We start from the raw sequence: 13,911 nt of genomic DNA on the forward strand, positions 1-13,911 counted from the left end.
CGATGTCGAGCTATGGCGACGTCGCTCAGGTGATCGCCGACCCGATCGTGCAGACAGGCGCGCTCGCCGCTGTTGGGGCGGTGATTACTCGGGTGTTGCTCCGCAATCACCCCAAACGCCACCTCATCGGCCAACTCGCCTTGTTTGCCGCTCTCTCCATCCTGCTGATGTCCCATGGCGTCGTTCCGTACGAGCCGGGGCCACAGGCCGCGTCCGGCTTGCAGCGCTTTTTCCTGGGACTGGCCAAGGTCATATGGTGGATCAGCGCAGCATGGTCGTTGATCAGCCTCGTCCGTGTTTTCCTGATTTTCGAGGGTCGGACCCGCGAAGGTCGGCTCCTGCAGGACCTCATTGTCGGCGTGATCTACGTCGGCGCCCTGCTTTCCGTCATTGCATACGTCTTCAATGCTCCCGTGGGTACTCTCATTGCCACGTCAGGCGCCGTCGCGATCATCCTTGGCCTCGCCCTGCAAAGCACCTTGAGCGATGTCTTCTCGGGCATCGCACTCAATCTGGCCAGGCCCTACGGGATCGGTGACTGGCTGGCCCTCGGCAATTCGATCGAAGGCAAGGTCGTCGAGACCAACTGGCGAGCGACGCATCTGCTTACCGCCGCGAATGACCTCGTCATCGTTCCCAACAGCGATCTCGCGAAGGCGAGGCTAACCAACCTCAGCAGTCCCGAGCCCAGCCACGGCGTGAAGCTCACTATACGCTTCCGGCCGACGACAGCGCCGTCCGCCATGGTCGAGGTGATGCGTTCGGTACTGCTGAGCAGCAACGCTATCCTGACGGTTCCCCAGCCTGCCATCCAGGTAACGTCCCTCGACGCGAACGCAACCGAGCTGGAGGTAACGTTCAGCGTCGCCGACGTCTCCGCAGTAGGCACCGCGAAAACCGAGATATTTGATTTGACTTATCGCCACTCAAAGGCTGCCGGATTGGCTCTTGCACCGACTACGGAGGGCACTGTCTCCATCGCCGCGTCGGCGCCAGGCGCGATGCCCGCAGGGTTGCGCGCGACGCAGTTGCGGCTACTCGATGCCGTTCCGCTGTTTGCCCACCTGACCGAGGATGAAAAGGAAACCCTCGCTTCGACGATGACACGCCGCACCTTTCGCAAAGATGACGTGCTGGTCGAGCAAGGAAGCGTACTGAAATCTCTGATGATCGTGCGCAGCGGTGTAGCAGTTGTCACGCGACAGAGCACGGACGGAACGGCGACAGTTGAACTGGCAAGACTGGCGCCGGGCGACTTCTTCGGTGAGGGTGGTCTGCTGACCGGCATGGGCGAGCCAGGGTCCATCACGGCGCTGACCTCCGTCGTCGTCTACGAGATTACCCAAGACGGGCTAGAGCCGCTCATGCGGGATCGACCGGCCATTGCAGATGAGCTCGGCTCGCTTCTGTCGAGAAGGACCGCCGTGGAACGGTTCAAATTCGATCAGCTCAACGGCGCTTCGGGACCGAAATCGGTCACCCCGCTGATCGCCCGTATCAGGCATTTATTCAATCTTTGAGCGGCTGCCTTATATACAGCACGAGACCCCAACAAGCGCGGGGGCTTGGAGCGCACGATGCGCGATTGTGAAAGCCAACTGCGGGTCTTCCACATACGCTGCAGCCGCTAAACCTAGGCTTAGCTGAGGCGACGTATCGGCTATTGCGCACCACCCTCGTGCAATAGCGCGCTGTGCTCAACAGGATCAAGTTCGTCACAAGACTTGCCACGAATGGGTTTCCAAAGCACGCGAGTTCGCGATGCGCGTATCAGGATCCGCTGCAATTTTCGGACGCTTGCCCGAGCTCCACGAGCCAGTGCCAACAGTATCCAGTTACCGCCATGAAAGGAGCGTCTCATGTCCGAATATGCGTCAAAACACACCCGTCGCAGCGTGCTGACATCGACTGCCGCCGCGGGACTAGCCCTGCTGATGACCAGCAAAACGAACACCGCGGAAGCCGCAAGCAGCGAGGACTCGAGCTCGATACACCCGTTCCGTGCAGACATTCCCGAAGAGGCTCTTGATGACCTGCGTTGCCGGATCCTTGCAACGCGGTGGGCCGATCGCGAAACGGTAGACGACCAGTCTCAAGGCACGCAACTTGCGACGGTTCAGGAACTCGCGCGCTACTGGGCGAGCGACTACGACTGGCGCCGGTTCGAAGCCAAGCTCAACGCACTGCCCAATTTCATCACCGAGATCGATGGACTGGACATTCATTTCATCCACGTGCGGTCGCGCCATGGCAACGCGCTGCCGCTGATCGTCACGCATGGCTGGCCCGGCTCGATCGTCGAGCAACTGAAGATCATCGATCCGCTCGTCAATCCTACTGCGCATGGCGGCAACGCGTCCGATGCCTTTCACATCGTCATTCCATCCATGCCGGGCTATGGCTTCTCCGCCCGGCCGACGACGACAGGCTGGAACCCGGACCGCATCGGGCGCGCATGGGATACACTGATGAAGCGGCTGGGATACTCCCGCTACGTCCATCAGGGCGGGGACTGGGGCGCGCGCATTTCGGAGATTATGGGGCATCAGGCGCCGGAAGGACTGCTTGGCATCCACATGAATCTGCTCCTCACCTTCCCGCCGGAAACCACGCGGGCCATTGGCGCCGGTGATCCTCCGCCGGCAGGGCTCTCCAAGGAAGAGCTGGCTACCTTCAATCAGCGCAAAGCCATTCAGCCCATCGGCTATTTCATTGAGCAGGCGCGGCGCCCGCAGACTATCGGCAATGCCCTCGCCGATTCGCCCATCGGTCTGGCATCCTGGCTGCTCGATCATGACCCGCGCAGCTACGGGCTGCTCGCAGCTGCCGTTGCCGGCACGTCGGACGGCGCGATCACGCGCGATGACGTCCTCGACAATATCACCCTCTACTGGCTGACGAATACCGGCTCTTCGGCAGCGCGGCTCTATTGGGAAGCGGCGCGCGCCCCTGTGATGGGACCGGTGCACATTCCGGCAGCCTATACGGTCTTTCCGGGCGAACTCTATCGGGTCCCGAGAAGCTGGGTCGAATACACGTTCAAGAACCTGATCTACTACAATCAGGTCGATCGTGGCGGCCACTTCGCCGCGTGGGAAGAGCCGGAGCTCTTTGCCTCCGAAGTGCGCGCCGCCTTCCGCTCGTTCCAGAAACCAACCTGAGCCAGGCGGCAGCGCGCGCTGTCTGCAACGTGCGCTGCCCACTGACTGGCATTTCGCACCTGGCCCCGAAACTCGAAGGCTTTACGATGACTTATCTAGACAAGGCAGACGGACTTCGCGGCACTTCCCAGGAATTTGCCCCGTCCACCGACGCTAGCGACATCGAGCAGCAGCTCATCGATGCCACTTTCAACCTTGCGGAGCATGAATATCGGGGCTGCTCGTCGGATACCCCGGCTGGGCGATCGACCTTCCTCGTGAGCTGGGACATACGCGTGCGCGCGATCGACGGCGCTCGATGCGAATTCACAAACCGCGTGCGCTCAAGTCCCAGTGAGGATTTTCTGGCATTGCTCGCGCGGCAAGGCATTCCCTTCGATCAATTCCGCGCTCAGCGCCAGCAGGCCTCCATCGAGCATCTGAAGAACGAAACGCCGCTATTTGCGGCAAGCATCGAACGCGCGGCGCTGGAAGCATAACGTCTCTCGCATGCGGTCGAATGGAGGACGATCTTGACCACACCGAATTACGAGAAGGAGGTCACCGCACTGTTGGTGATCGACCCTTACAACGATTTCATTTCAGAGGGCGGAAAGGTCTGGGGCCGCATCCGAGGCGTGGCCGAGGCGAATAACTGCGTGACGCACATGCTGAAAATCCTCGATAGCGCACGGCAGGCGGACCTCAAGGTCTTCTACGTGATGCACCGTCGCTACCGGCCCGGCGACTATGAAACCTGGAATTACATAGCGCCGGTACAGAGAGCGGCGTTTCGCAGCAAGGTCTTCGAGTACGGCACGTGGGGCGGCGAAATCCGGCCCGACTTTGCGCGACGAGATGGCGAGGTTCTGGTCTCCGAGCACTGGTGCTCGAGCGGCTTCGCCAATACCGACCTCGATCTTCAACTGAAGAAGTACGGCATCCAGAAGCTCATTGTTATCGGCCTCATCGCACACACCTGTGTCGAGGCTACCGTGCGGTTCGCCGCGGAGCTTGGATATGAGGTTACGGTAGTGAGGGACGCAACGGCTGACTACTCGGATGTCGAGATGCACGCGGCGCTTGACGTCAACATGCCGAACTACGCAGCGATCCTCGCTACAAAAGAGGTCATCGAACTCATCCCTTCTTCATGAACGCAAGCGAGGCGCCGATGGAAATGGATATGGAAACGCTCAAGCTGTGCCGGGAAGGCGCTTTGCTGCTGGTTGAGATCAACGCGCCGCCAATGAACCTTCTGGGGCCGCAGTTGGTCGGCGACTTGGTCACGCTCATCCTTCAGGCGGAGACGGACACGACCTGCCGTGTATTGGTGTTCAAGAGCGCCAATCCCGACTATTTCATCTCCCATGTGGACGTGACCCGAATTAAAGAGCTTCGTGCTCAGACATCGAGATTGTCCGAAGAGCCCTCGCTCGGTCTGCTGTTTCGTCGACTGAGCACGAGCCGCCTCGTAACCATTGCTCAGATTGAAGGACGCGTCCGCGGTGCGGGCAGCGAGTTCGTTCTGGCGTGCGACATGCGCTTTGCCGCACGCGAGACTGCAGTATTCGGCCAGTTGGAGCAGGCTTTCGGCTTCGTTCCGGGCGCCGGCGGCGTACAACATCTGACCCGCCTGCTCGGGCGCGGGCGCGCGCTCGAGGTCCTGCTGAGCGCCGACGACTATGATGCCGTTCTCGCCGAAAGGTACGGCTGGATCAATCGTGCCCTGCCAAGCCACGCTCTCGACGACTTCGTCCGCTCGCTGGCTAATCGCATCGCCAGGTTTCCGGCGGGCGGTCAGGCAGCACTCAAGGACCGGATCAACGCTATCACTCTAGCGCCCGTCGAGGAATTCCGCCGCGACTCGGATCTGTTCATCGAAGCGGCGGGCCTGGATGAAACGCAATCCCTCATCAAGTCTGCATTCAATAGCGGATTTCAGACCGCGGACGGCGAAATGGGCCTCGGGCGAATGCTCGCCGGGTTGGGCGAGGGCTGACCCTTCTCGTTGCTAAACGGAGAAAAGAACATGAAGTGGCTGTTTCCAATCATGACCGTCGCGGCCTTATCAGTGGCGGCACGGGCTTCTGCCGCGCCAAGCCTAACGCAGGACCAGTTTAACAGACGCGCTGCTCGCGACTGCTCTGCCGACAGGCATTGGAAGCAGCGGGTGTTGTCTTTACCTCTGGAGACCCGTCGCTAACCAATCTCTCTGAAGGTGAGGCCGACGTAATCGGATCCAATGAGATGTAGCTGCAGTCCGGCAAAAAAGCTGGCTGTAAGCGCAAGGCGATGAAGAACGTTTTGGGCAGCAATATTTCGTACCGCCGCCTTGGTGTACAACCCGCGCCACGTACTTCATTGCCTACGCCAAGGCCAAGGTTAGAGTGGGATTCATGAGGAAGCAGATCTATCGGCACAAAAGCCGAGATGACCCGGCTCTCGCGATCGAGTAGCCGGGCCAAGGTCTTAGATCAGTAGTCGTTATTGTCGCCGTTATCATCCTGGATGATGATAGGGTGTTGCCGGTGATGATGGCGGCGCTCGACCGAGCTCGTGATGACGACCGTATTGCGGTGGTGATGCCGGCGCCAGGCGCGCTCGCCATTGTCGTAAAACGCCTGCTCGCCATGATGGCGGTGATGGAGACGCTGCCCGTCCCGATAGATGACCACACCGTCGTTGTTGTTATTGTCGTTCCAATAATGGCGGTGATGTCGGTGGGTCTGGATGACGATGCCTTCGTCTGCGGAAGCGACCGCCGGCAGAGCCAAGCAAAGTGCCAACGCGCTCAGAATCATGACTTTCATTTCGCATTCTCCAAAAAGATGTGTTGCCCTTCGCGGGGTAAACATGGCGCGACCGCTTTGGTTCCGGGGCTATGGGTCCGCGTGCGCAAGCGCGCGAGGCAAAAGTGATTTTGTGGTCAGCGCCAAGCGGGATACTTTGCGGCATCAACGAAAGAGGAGATGACGATGAACACGCAGCCTGCGTGTGGCCTCTGCCAAGCGCACCGCTTCGGCCATCTTGAGCGCGTGCTCCGCGACCTCTTCCGGCGTCATGCGCTTATGGCTGGCGGCTTTCGCGTGCGGTTTTCATTGAAACATTCATCCTGCAAAAATCAGATTTCTTACGCTTTTGCTGAGTTGCATCCCGAAGCGGTCTAAGCGGGTAGCCACTGACGCGAGCTAGACCCCGTTGGGGTGGCCACGCAAGCGGGGGTCGGCATTGTCATTAGCTGCCGGCCTTTCCAGGCGCGCGCGGTGGGTGTCGATGTCCATCGCAGCCTCCGCAGAGCAAAGAGCGGCGCGTGCCCTGCGAGTGGCCCGTTCATCGGACAGCGGATCGCACGTGCAACAGCGGCGCCGGTCTTTCACACTATCTAGGGGCGAAGCTGCCTCTAAACACTGATATAAGTTTCTGCGGCTTTTTATTCCACCCGACACGCGGAGCGCATGGCCTAATAGAAGGCGGCTGAGCGGGCAGCGTCAAGGATTCTCGGGCGGCGCGCGCCAGAGCAATGTGAACATTAGGTATGAGGGAGGCTTTGGGCGTCGTGCAGCAGTCGCTCGAGCCTTACTATCGTGTCGCGAACTAAATCATGAGCGCGGCTGCTTTCACCAAGGCGCATGGCCGCCTCGCATTCGCTTAGCGCGGCGACGGCCTGCTGAATCTCAAGCTTTAGATCATCGATCTTTTTGCCCATTAGCGATCATAATCCCTCCGGTCCGGAGCGGCAAATGGTTGCCAGGATGGTAGGTGAACCGGCCAAGCCAGGGTAATGCCGAACCGCAAAGCGCGACCGGGTAGTCACTTCTTCTCCTTCAAATCCTCGGCTTCGTCCTTCAACTTCGGCCAGTCCGCGCCGTGCTTGCGTAGCAGCCCGCGCGCCTGGTTGGGCGACAAGTCCGTAACTTCGGTAAGGTGCTCAACTTCAAGTTCTGCACCCTTCATAATCCGGCTCGTTTCGGTCGATTTCTTTTTGGCCATCTCTGCCTCCTCCTCTCTCGCGAAAGGAACGAGCACGGAACGGCGTTGTTCCAGTTTGAAGGTCGTTTCATTGTCCGGCTGCAGGTCTGGCCGCAACACATAGAACTCAGCCCAGCTAAGGCGCCGGCCGCGGTAAGGCTTCGAGCTTTCGGTGACGGCGTCGGCGCTTGTCGAGCGGGCAAGATCCCTTGCGGTTTTCATTGAAAATTCTTCCCACCACAAAACAAAATTTATACAGGTTTAGCGGAACTAAACCCCGGAGCGGTTGCAGCCCCCTCGTGCCCTAAGAGCGACGACCGGCTACCCCATAGGGGCTCAATTACTCATCCACCCGCCGCACGGATGGCAGCGATGTGGTGTACAAATCGCCATCTTCTGTTTTTGTCACCACGACGAAGCGGCCTTCATCGAGCGCGCCCTCATGCAGTAAGCCGAAGATGCGGCAGTGATACCAGGCTGTCTTGCCGCCCATCTTACGGACGGGGTACATGGCGTCGAACGGTTCGATCGAAATTACGGTCATGTGTGATTGATGCTTTCATGATGTTCTCTCCTCTGGTTTCTAGAAATCGTAGTTTCTTCGTCGTTTCCTCGTCAGTCCCCAAAGAAGAAACTTCGAAAAATTATCGTGTTCTATCAATACGATAGAGAGGATTAGGGAGTTTCTTCGTTTCTTCGGTGGGGTGTGTATGTGGAACGGCCTAAAAACCACAGACATGCTATGCCAAGAAGAAACGAAGAAACTAAGAAGATACTACCTATCAGTTTGATTTTATTACACTTTTCGCTTCGAGTTTCTTCTTAAAGCGCACCGAGGAAACCGGAAGAAACACGAAGAAACTACCCACGCCAACGAAGCCTCCGGCTTTTGCGTCCTCCACCTAGCGGGGTGTTTTCGATGACGATCACCCGGCCTGACTCTGTAAGATCGTCCAGCACCTCCTGGCGCATGACTCGGCTGAAGCGTTTAGGCATACGGTCGATCACCACACCCGGCGAGACGCCCTTGTCGCCACCCTTCTCGATGATACCTGCAACCAGCTTGAATACTGCCTCGCGGTCGTTGTCGGACACGTACTGCTCGACCGATGCCAGCATTTCACCAACGCAGTGTCGGGCCAGACCCAGCGCCCATTCCCATTTCGGGAGGTCGATAAGCGCCCTTGTAGCTTTGCCGTGGGCATCGCGTTTTTTGGACGCAACCGCCACGATAAGGGCTAACTTGGTGGCGTGTTCAGCCAAACGGCTGATGAATGGCGCCGCGAGTTCACTTGCATCTCGCGCCGCCAATCGAGCCTCTTCAATAAGGTGCTTCAATCCGGCTTCAGCCTCGCCCGTCCATTGCACGATGGTCGGGTCTAGCGGCTTTTTGCCCCCTTCCTTTGCATTGTCGTCGAGGATCGCGCCGATGCGGCGCCTGGCATCGACACGAGGCTGTATGCCTGCAAGCGGGAGAAGGCGATCGATCAAGGTTGCCGGCACTGTGCGGACGTCCCTGGTGGGGTCGACCGTGTCTGGCCAATCCTCGCCGACGTTGAATAGCAACATGCGAGGCAACAAACCGTCCTCTGCACTGGCGTTGGACAACGCCGACCAGAACTGGCCCGGTGTCGCCGTGCCGTAGATGTTCAGGTTAGGATTGTAGACTTTTACCGCCCGAACCTTGGCGTATTCAGCGCCCGCAAAATTGGTATTTGATGCGGAAAAGTAGTCTCGCAAATCGACCGAGACGGCGCGCTTATGCTCGCCGGCTCTCTTGTCGAGAATGTCCCGCATGAAGCCGCCGAACTCATCCATGAAGCAGACAAGCGACGGCCAGCGCTCCAAAGCGGAACGAAGGCCGGATGCGGACATGATGCGTTCCGGCCCGAAATACTGATCGAGGTAGCCATCAGCCGCTTCGCCCAGCCGCTTTATCTGGCTGCGCGAATGATCCTTGCCGTAGCCAGACGGCGCCAGTGCTACGATGTAGCAGTTCGCGCGCGTATCGCGTTGTCCTGTGGAATAGCGCCGCCCTATGAGCGCCGCTAGAAACGCCAGCACTCCGCCGAGGGCAAGCTCTCGAGAAGGCGTCGGTGATGACGACACAATCCAGTCAATGAGGTCTTCGACCAGCCCGCCAGGATGCGTGAAGGATTCCAATTTTGAGTCAGTGCGCAGTATCGCCGGGAACGATCTCGAGTGAGCGCGGGCCTCGTCTGGTTCGTCATCATTCGCGGCAACAGGCAGGGTAGAAGGCTGTCCAAAGCGAACGGTTACGGGCGTCCGGGTTTCCCATCCAAGCGTGGCGGGATCCACGCCTAGCCGTTCGCAAAGCCAAAGGGCTGCATCCTTCGTAGTGGCAGCTCCACCGTACTCGACAACCAAGTTGATGGCTGTCTCCGGCTGCTCACGTCCGAAGTCACGGATACCATCTGGGTGGATGCTGATGTCTTCCTGAAGGGGGCGGTCTAATTCCTTGCTTGTGACCCGCCATGCGCCGGTCCCGGCTTCGCGCGTGGCGCCGTTGAACAGGGTTGGAACCCACGAGTCCGGCCTAGCTAGAGCTGCGGAATTGACTCGTGTCCAGAACGAGTCGCAGCCTGACTGCTTGACGGAGGGCTGCTCGGCCTTCCTAATCGGCTCCCCAACACTGGCCAGTATGGCGTCGGCGTCGGCCAGAAAGGCGTCGATATCTTCGGGCGCGATGACGGGTAGGTCAGCCATTGGAACAGAGAGGGGATCGCCGTTCGACCACACGTATGGCGACTGCGTGTCTGGATGGATGCCGAAGGCAACGATCTGCTGCCCTGCGCCCATAATCTCGACCTGGTGCTTTTCGCTATTGATGATGTATTCAGCCGTCGCAGCCTTCTCCCGCGGCATGGCGGCTCGGGATATAAACATGGCTTTCGGCGGCTTGCCCACGCGGCATGGCGCATGCATGGCGCCGGGGATTTCCAAGAAGCGGGCGATCAGTTTCTCGGCTGTAGCGAGATCCGGAGCGTCAATGTCGACGGCGACAAGATCGCCCGTCAATATGCCGGTGTTGGTGTGGTCAGTGTATTTGCGGCTGTAGCCTTCAACCTGAGATGCCTGGATTTTTAGGCGGCTCCACCGCTTGATATGCGGACGCTTCCCATTAACCGGGATGATGTGGTAGCCGTTCTCAATAAGGCTGCAGCGAAGATCGACAAGCGAGTTGGATTTAGTGGCTGTTGCGGTCATGGATGGCGATTCCCTCGCGATAGGCGACGCTTGCAGCGCGCGAAATTTCATCGGCCAGTTCTCGTGCAAACGTCGCGACGCGGGCGTTCGGCGCATACGAAAGGTAACGACTGTCTTCGGTCTTGATGAGCCGCAGACCGTAGAGTCGGCAGTCCGGCGTCAATTGCAGGTCGAAATGCGCAATAGTCCGCCCCACGCCTGGTGGCGCGGGTCTGATTTCTAGGATTTGCAAGTTGATGATCTCGTTTCCTGGAGAGCCGGCGTTGGTTCGCCGGTGGGTTTTTATATGACGCGCGTATGCTAGAGCCGAGAGGCTTCCCGCTGCTCACGGCGCCTGGCGTGCTCCGCGCGAATGGCGGCCAGTTCGGCATCGAGTTCGGCGAGGGACATTTCCGCAATGGTCTTCATGCGGCGGCCCTCTCCTGCTCTGCAATCCAATTGGCCAGCGTGCTCTTCCGAGCACAGACGGTTTCACCTAGCCGGAATGACGGCAAGCCGCCCTTACTGACCAAGTGATAGATTGCCCGCCGCGGGAAGCCGAGATGTCTGGCGATGGCGTCGGCGCCGCGAAGGATATCTGCGGCAAGATTGTCGTTTGAATGGTCCATAGTTCTCCCCTGTTCCAACGTCTTGAGACGTGGAAATCCACACGCGCCGAGGCACGCTCCAAAACTGAATTATGAAGGTGGGTTAGGGCCGCCGTTCGGTTTGGCGGGATACGCTCAGTCGCCGCGACAAGCACGGTCTTATTAAGCATATAAGAATCTCACTAAATTTGAGCAAGTGTTGCAAATTAAAATAGTTTGTTGCGGCGTGTTGCAAAATAATTCCGTGTTGCATAAAAACCGATGGTCAAATACCGTCACCCTTCAAAGGAGACGAACATGGCCACAATCCGCAAGCGCGAACTCCCCTCCGGCAAGATAGTCTGGCAGGCCGACTACCGCGATGGCGGCGGTAGGCGGCGGCACAAGCAGTTTGCCACGAGGAAGGCTGCTGACGACTTCCTGCTGACTGCCCGCGGCCAGGTGCGTGCCGGAACGCATGTGGCGGATAGCGCAAGCATCACTGTCGACAAAGCCGCAAAGCTCTGGCTAGCGCAGGCGGAGAAGAATGGCAGGGAACGCGCAACGGTAGCGCGGTATAAGTCGACCTACGAGTTGTACGTAAAACCAAGATTCGGCGCGACGAAACTGGCCGCTCTGTCCGCCCCTTCAATTCAAACCTTTATCGATGATCTAACTGGCACCATGTCGGCTTCATCGTTGGCGAAGGTGCACGGCGCCCTCACCTCAATTTTCAAGCACGCAGTCTCGCGCGGTCACGCGGCTACAAACCCTGCCCGCGATATACAGATGCCTTCTGCCACGCGCGACAAGCGCCGGCTAGATATGCCAACCAAGGATGAACTTCGCGCCATCCTGAAGCATACTCCAGCGCGGTGGATCCCCTTCATTCGGGTTGCAATGCTGACGGGCATGCGAGCGAGCGAACTGCGCGGCATCCAATGGCGAGACGTCGACCTAGAGTCCGGCGCGATTCATGTGCGGCGCCGTGTCGATCGCTACAATGAATTCGGGCCACCAAAGTCTGACGCTGGCACGCGCGATATACCGATCTCTGATAGCACTGTCTCGATGCTCAAAGCATGGCGCAAAGAGTGCCCGAAAGGCGAACACGATCTGGTGTTCCCAAATGGCGAGGGCAACATTGAAGGCCACGCCAATCTTTTGCACCGCGTCTTCTGGCCAGCGCAGATTACGGCAGGCGTCACAGTCGAGACCAAGGTGAAGAACGAAGACGGTAAGCCTGTCCTCGATGCCAAGTACAGCTTGCACGCCTTGCGCCATGCTGCTGCCGCGCTGTTCATCGAACAGGGCTTCCCGCCGAAGAAAGTTCAGTCGCTCATGGGGCACGCATCGCTAGCCATGACTTACGACGTATACGGATATTTGTTCAAAACCGAAGACGACGACCGCGCAAAAATTGCCGAAATGGAGACTGCTCTGTTAGGTTGATTCCGCGTATTCCCACACAGTCCATGCAACATATGTGCAACACGGAAACGAATAACGCAATATAATCAATGTTCAATAGCGGTTTTGTAAACCGAAGGTCGGCGGTTCGATTCCGTCCGGGGGCACCAAGGCCAATTTCAGCCTTTGATATTGCTAGCTTTTTTGCCTCTTTTTGTCCCACTTTTCCCAACCGCCTCTTTCGGTGGGACAAGTTTGTCCTTTTTTTGTTCCCGCAGGAGCTTGTGAATTGCCCTACCCGCGATCCGTTTCCGGCTGGCACTTCTCGTGTAGAGCGTGGTCTGCTGCTTCGACGTCCAGCCGAAGATTGCCATCAGATCCTCGTCGGTGGCGCCGTTCTCCGCGGCCAGCGTGGCACCGGCTTTCCGTAGCCCGTGCATCGAGCATTGCGGCAGCCCGGCCTGATCGCACCAATCCCGCATCTTGTTGCCTAGACTGTTGACGGTGAACGGCGCCTTCCATTCGGAGACAAGGAACGTCATCTCACCGCACGGGCTGGCGTCGATGGTGTCCTGCAGGGCCTGCAGGATAGGGATCTCGACGACAACTCCGGACGATCGCTTCGTCTTGCCGGGACGGATGGTCAGCCATCCGTCCTTGACGTGCTGGCGACCGACGACGGCGATATCGGCGAGACGGAGGCCGGTGTACATGCCGAGATGCAGTGCCAGCCTCGCCTTCGAGCCAATCGGATGCCGCGCCTCGAACCGTTCGACCTCCTCCATCGTCCAGGCATGAAACCCCTCGCCGACGTTGAGACGCTTGATTCCTGACGCCGGATTGATCTTGATCAGCTCGTTCTCAACAGCCCAACCGAAAAGGGCGGACAGCGTTTTGGCGACCTCGTTCTGTGCGCCAGGTGTCGACTTCAGGCTGTCACGCATTTCGAGGACGTGCTTGCGCTCCATCATCGCAAAGGGAAGATCGCCGCGGCGCTTCCCCTTGTGGTCGCTGTCGCAGATCTCCTCGATCAGCCGCAAGCGGCGGCTCAACAGCGTCGGGTTGACGCGCTTGCCGATCCGGGCGCGATACTGCCCGAGCAGCCATTGCAGGGTTCCTTCAACGGCATCGCCACGCCCCGCCGGGGTTCCCGGCTTCGCGACCTCGGGCTTGTAAGAGACATTGAGGCGCGCGCACGCGACCTCCTCGTCGAACTCTTTCGATCCCGGCTCCTCGGTCAACCGGACCTTGGAGCGGCCGGACGCACGAAAATACAGGCGCACGTTCCCGTGCCTGTCCCTGTCGATAGAGACTCCCTTTGGCAATTCCTTCGGCATCAATCCCAAGGGTTGTCGCCTTTCCCGCCCCCGTCAAGGGGCTTCGCCGGCTCCGAGCGATGCGGGAGTGCGCGGAAAGCCTGCTCGACCTCGGAGACATCCCATACGAGACGGCCCTCGATCACGCGGGCATCCGGCATTCTCCCGTCGTGCACGAGGCGATCGAACAGCGTCGCGCTGATCCCGACCAGGGCGGCGGCCTGCTCCCTGTTCACTCCGAACGGGATCAGCGTGGGCGGCAATATCTGCATTCGGCCC

At 59.0% G+C, this 13,911-nt stretch carries 15 protein-coding genes; 7 read left to right on the forward strand and 8 right to left on the reverse strand.

All coding sequences use genetic code 11. The annotated features are described in order from the left end of the window. Positions 1-2 precede the first annotated feature (2 nt). The 5 genes from AC1DZU_RS19730 (at position 3) to AC1DZU_RS19750 (ending at position 5,142) form a co-directional block, all read left to right on the forward strand. Complete coding sequence (locus AC1DZU_RS19730; RefSeq protein ID WP_477287488.1) at positions 3-1,520, forward strand: cyclic nucleotide-binding domain-containing protein; 1,518 nt, start codon at positions 3-5, stop codon at positions 1,518-1,520. Positions 1,521-1,859: 339 nt separating this feature from the next. Continuing rightward, positions 1,860-3,161 carry an epoxide hydrolase family protein gene (locus AC1DZU_RS19735; RefSeq protein ID WP_477287489.1) on the forward strand — a complete coding sequence of 434 codons (1,302 nt, stop codon included), beginning with the start codon at positions 1,860-1,862 and terminating at the stop codon, positions 3,159-3,161. A gap of 29 nt (positions 3,162-3,190) precedes the next feature. Next, positions 3,191-3,640 (forward strand): hypothetical protein, encoded by a 450-nt coding sequence (locus AC1DZU_RS19740; protein ID WP_477287491.1) that lies wholly within the window; start codon positions 3,191-3,193, stop codon positions 3,638-3,640. 33 nt (positions 3,641-3,673) lie between these two features. Next, positions 3,674-4,297 (forward strand): cysteine hydrolase family protein, encoded by a 624-nt coding sequence (locus AC1DZU_RS19745; protein WP_477287493.1) that lies wholly within the window; start codon positions 3,674-3,676, stop codon positions 4,295-4,297. Between the two features lie 29 nt (positions 4,298-4,326). Next, on the forward strand, positions 4,327-5,142 hold the full coding sequence (locus AC1DZU_RS19750; RefSeq protein WP_477287495.1) for an enoyl-CoA hydratase/isomerase family protein: 816 nt from the start codon (positions 4,327-4,329) through the stop codon (positions 5,140-5,142). A 475-nt stretch (positions 5,143-5,617) separates the two neighbouring features. On the opposite strand, the gene AC1DZU_RS19755 is transcribed toward AC1DZU_RS19750, so the two are convergent. After that, positions 5,618-5,953, reverse strand: coding sequence for a hypothetical protein (locus tag AC1DZU_RS19755; RefSeq protein ID WP_477287497.1), 336 nt, complete (start codon positions 5,951-5,953; stop codon positions 5,618-5,620). Positions 5,954-6,118: 165 nt separating this feature from the next. On the opposite strand from AC1DZU_RS19755, the gene AC1DZU_RS19760 reads away from it, so the two are divergent. Beyond that, entirely contained in the window at positions 6,119-6,310 is a 192-nt protein-coding gene (locus AC1DZU_RS19760) for a hypothetical protein (protein ID WP_477287498.1), read from the forward strand. A gap of 362 nt (positions 6,311-6,672) precedes the next feature. Here the strand turns inward: AC1DZU_RS19760 and AC1DZU_RS19765 are convergent, their stop codons facing one another. The 5 genes from AC1DZU_RS19765 to AC1DZU_RS19785 form a co-directional block, all read right to left on the reverse strand. Continuing rightward, positions 6,673-6,849: a hypothetical protein gene (locus AC1DZU_RS19765; RefSeq protein WP_477287500.1), complete on the reverse strand. Its 177-nt coding sequence runs from the start codon at positions 6,847-6,849 to the stop codon at positions 6,673-6,675. A gap of 104 nt (positions 6,850-6,953) precedes the next feature. Further along, positions 6,954-7,334, reverse strand: coding sequence for a hypothetical protein (locus AC1DZU_RS19770; protein ID WP_477287502.1), 381 nt, complete (start codon positions 7,332-7,334; stop codon positions 6,954-6,956). A gap of 118 nt (positions 7,335-7,452) precedes the next feature. Beyond that, positions 7,453-7,656: a hypothetical protein gene (locus AC1DZU_RS19775; RefSeq protein WP_477287504.1), complete on the reverse strand. Its 204-nt coding sequence runs from the start codon at positions 7,654-7,656 to the stop codon at positions 7,453-7,455. 317 nt (positions 7,657-7,973) lie between these two features. Beyond that, a complete protein-coding gene (locus AC1DZU_RS19780) occupies positions 7,974-10,340 on the reverse strand; it encodes a DUF3987 domain-containing protein (protein ID WP_477287508.1) in 2,367 nt (788 codons plus the stop codon). Further along, the gene (locus tag AC1DZU_RS19785) at positions 10,321-10,572 is read right to left on the reverse strand and encodes a hypothetical protein (protein WP_477287510.1); all 252 of its coding nucleotides are present in this window, start codon (positions 10,570-10,572) and stop codon (positions 10,321-10,323) included. Before AC1DZU_RS19785 ends, AC1DZU_RS19780 begins: the two co-directional genes overlap by 20 nt. Before the next feature lie 652 nt (positions 10,573-11,224). On the opposite strand from AC1DZU_RS19785, the gene AC1DZU_RS19790 reads away from it, so the two are divergent. Next, positions 11,225-12,358: a tyrosine-type recombinase/integrase gene (locus AC1DZU_RS19790; RefSeq protein ID WP_477287512.1), complete on the forward strand. Its 1,134-nt coding sequence runs from the start codon at positions 11,225-11,227 to the stop codon at positions 12,356-12,358. A 137-nt stretch (positions 12,359-12,495) separates the two neighbouring features. Here AC1DZU_RS19790 and AC1DZU_RS19795 read toward each other — a convergent pair whose 3' ends face one another. Further along, on the reverse strand, positions 12,496-13,653 hold the full coding sequence (locus AC1DZU_RS19795) for a tyrosine-type recombinase/integrase (protein ID WP_477287917.1): 1,158 nt from the start codon (positions 13,651-13,653) through the stop codon (positions 12,496-12,498). Further along, a complete protein-coding gene (locus AC1DZU_RS19800) occupies positions 13,653-13,904 on the reverse strand; it encodes a helix-turn-helix transcriptional regulator (RefSeq protein WP_477287514.1) in 252 nt (83 codons plus the stop codon). Before AC1DZU_RS19800 ends, AC1DZU_RS19795 begins: the two co-directional genes overlap by 1 nt. Positions 13,905-13,911: the final 7 nt, after the last annotated feature.

The sequence above is a fragment of the Mesorhizobium sp. P2_A12 genome, assembly GCF_056405075.1.

Excerpts from the sequence above, each read along its gene's own strand:
- AC1DZU_RS19775 (WP_477287504.1), bottom strand. The coding sequence starts at position 7,656 with ATGACCGTAATTTCGATCGAACCGTTCGACGCCATGTACCCCGTCCGT.
- AC1DZU_RS19755 (WP_477287497.1), bottom strand. The coding sequence starts at position 5,953 with ATGAAAGTCATGATTCTGAGCGCGTTGGCACTTTGCTTGGCTCTGCCG.
- AC1DZU_RS19760 (WP_477287498.1), top strand. The coding sequence starts at position 6,119 with ATGAACACGCAGCCTGCGTGTGGCCTCTGCCAAGCGCACCGCTTCGGC.
- AC1DZU_RS19750 (WP_477287495.1), top strand. The coding sequence starts at position 4,327 with ATGGAAACGCTCAAGCTGTGCCGGGAAGGCGCTTTGCTGCTGGTTGAG.
- AC1DZU_RS19800 (WP_477287514.1), bottom strand. The coding sequence starts at position 13,904 with ATGCAGATATTGCCGCCCACGCTGATCCCGTTCGGAGTGAACAGGGAG.
- AC1DZU_RS19790 (WP_477287512.1), top strand. The coding sequence starts at position 11,225 with ATGGCCACAATCCGCAAGCGCGAACTCCCCTCCGGCAAGATAGTCTGG.
- AC1DZU_RS19795 (WP_477287917.1), bottom strand. The coding sequence starts at position 13,653 with ATGCCGAAGGAATTGCCAAAGGGAGTCTCTATCGACAGGGACAGGCAC.
- AC1DZU_RS19765 (WP_477287500.1), bottom strand. The coding sequence starts at position 6,849 with ATGGGCAAAAAGATCGATGATCTAAAGCTTGAGATTCAGCAGGCCGTC.
- AC1DZU_RS19735 (WP_477287489.1), top strand. The coding sequence starts at position 1,860 with ATGTCCGAATATGCGTCAAAACACACCCGTCGCAGCGTGCTGACATCG.
- AC1DZU_RS19770 (WP_477287502.1), bottom strand. The coding sequence starts at position 7,334 with ATGAAAACCGCAAGGGATCTTGCCCGCTCGACAAGCGCCGACGCCGTC.
- AC1DZU_RS19780 (WP_477287508.1), bottom strand. The coding sequence starts at position 10,340 with ATGACCGCAACAGCCACTAAATCCAACTCGCTTGTCGATCTTCGCTGC.
- AC1DZU_RS19730 (WP_477287488.1), top strand. The coding sequence starts at position 3 with ATGTCGAGCTATGGCGACGTCGCTCAGGTGATCGCCGACCCGATCGTG.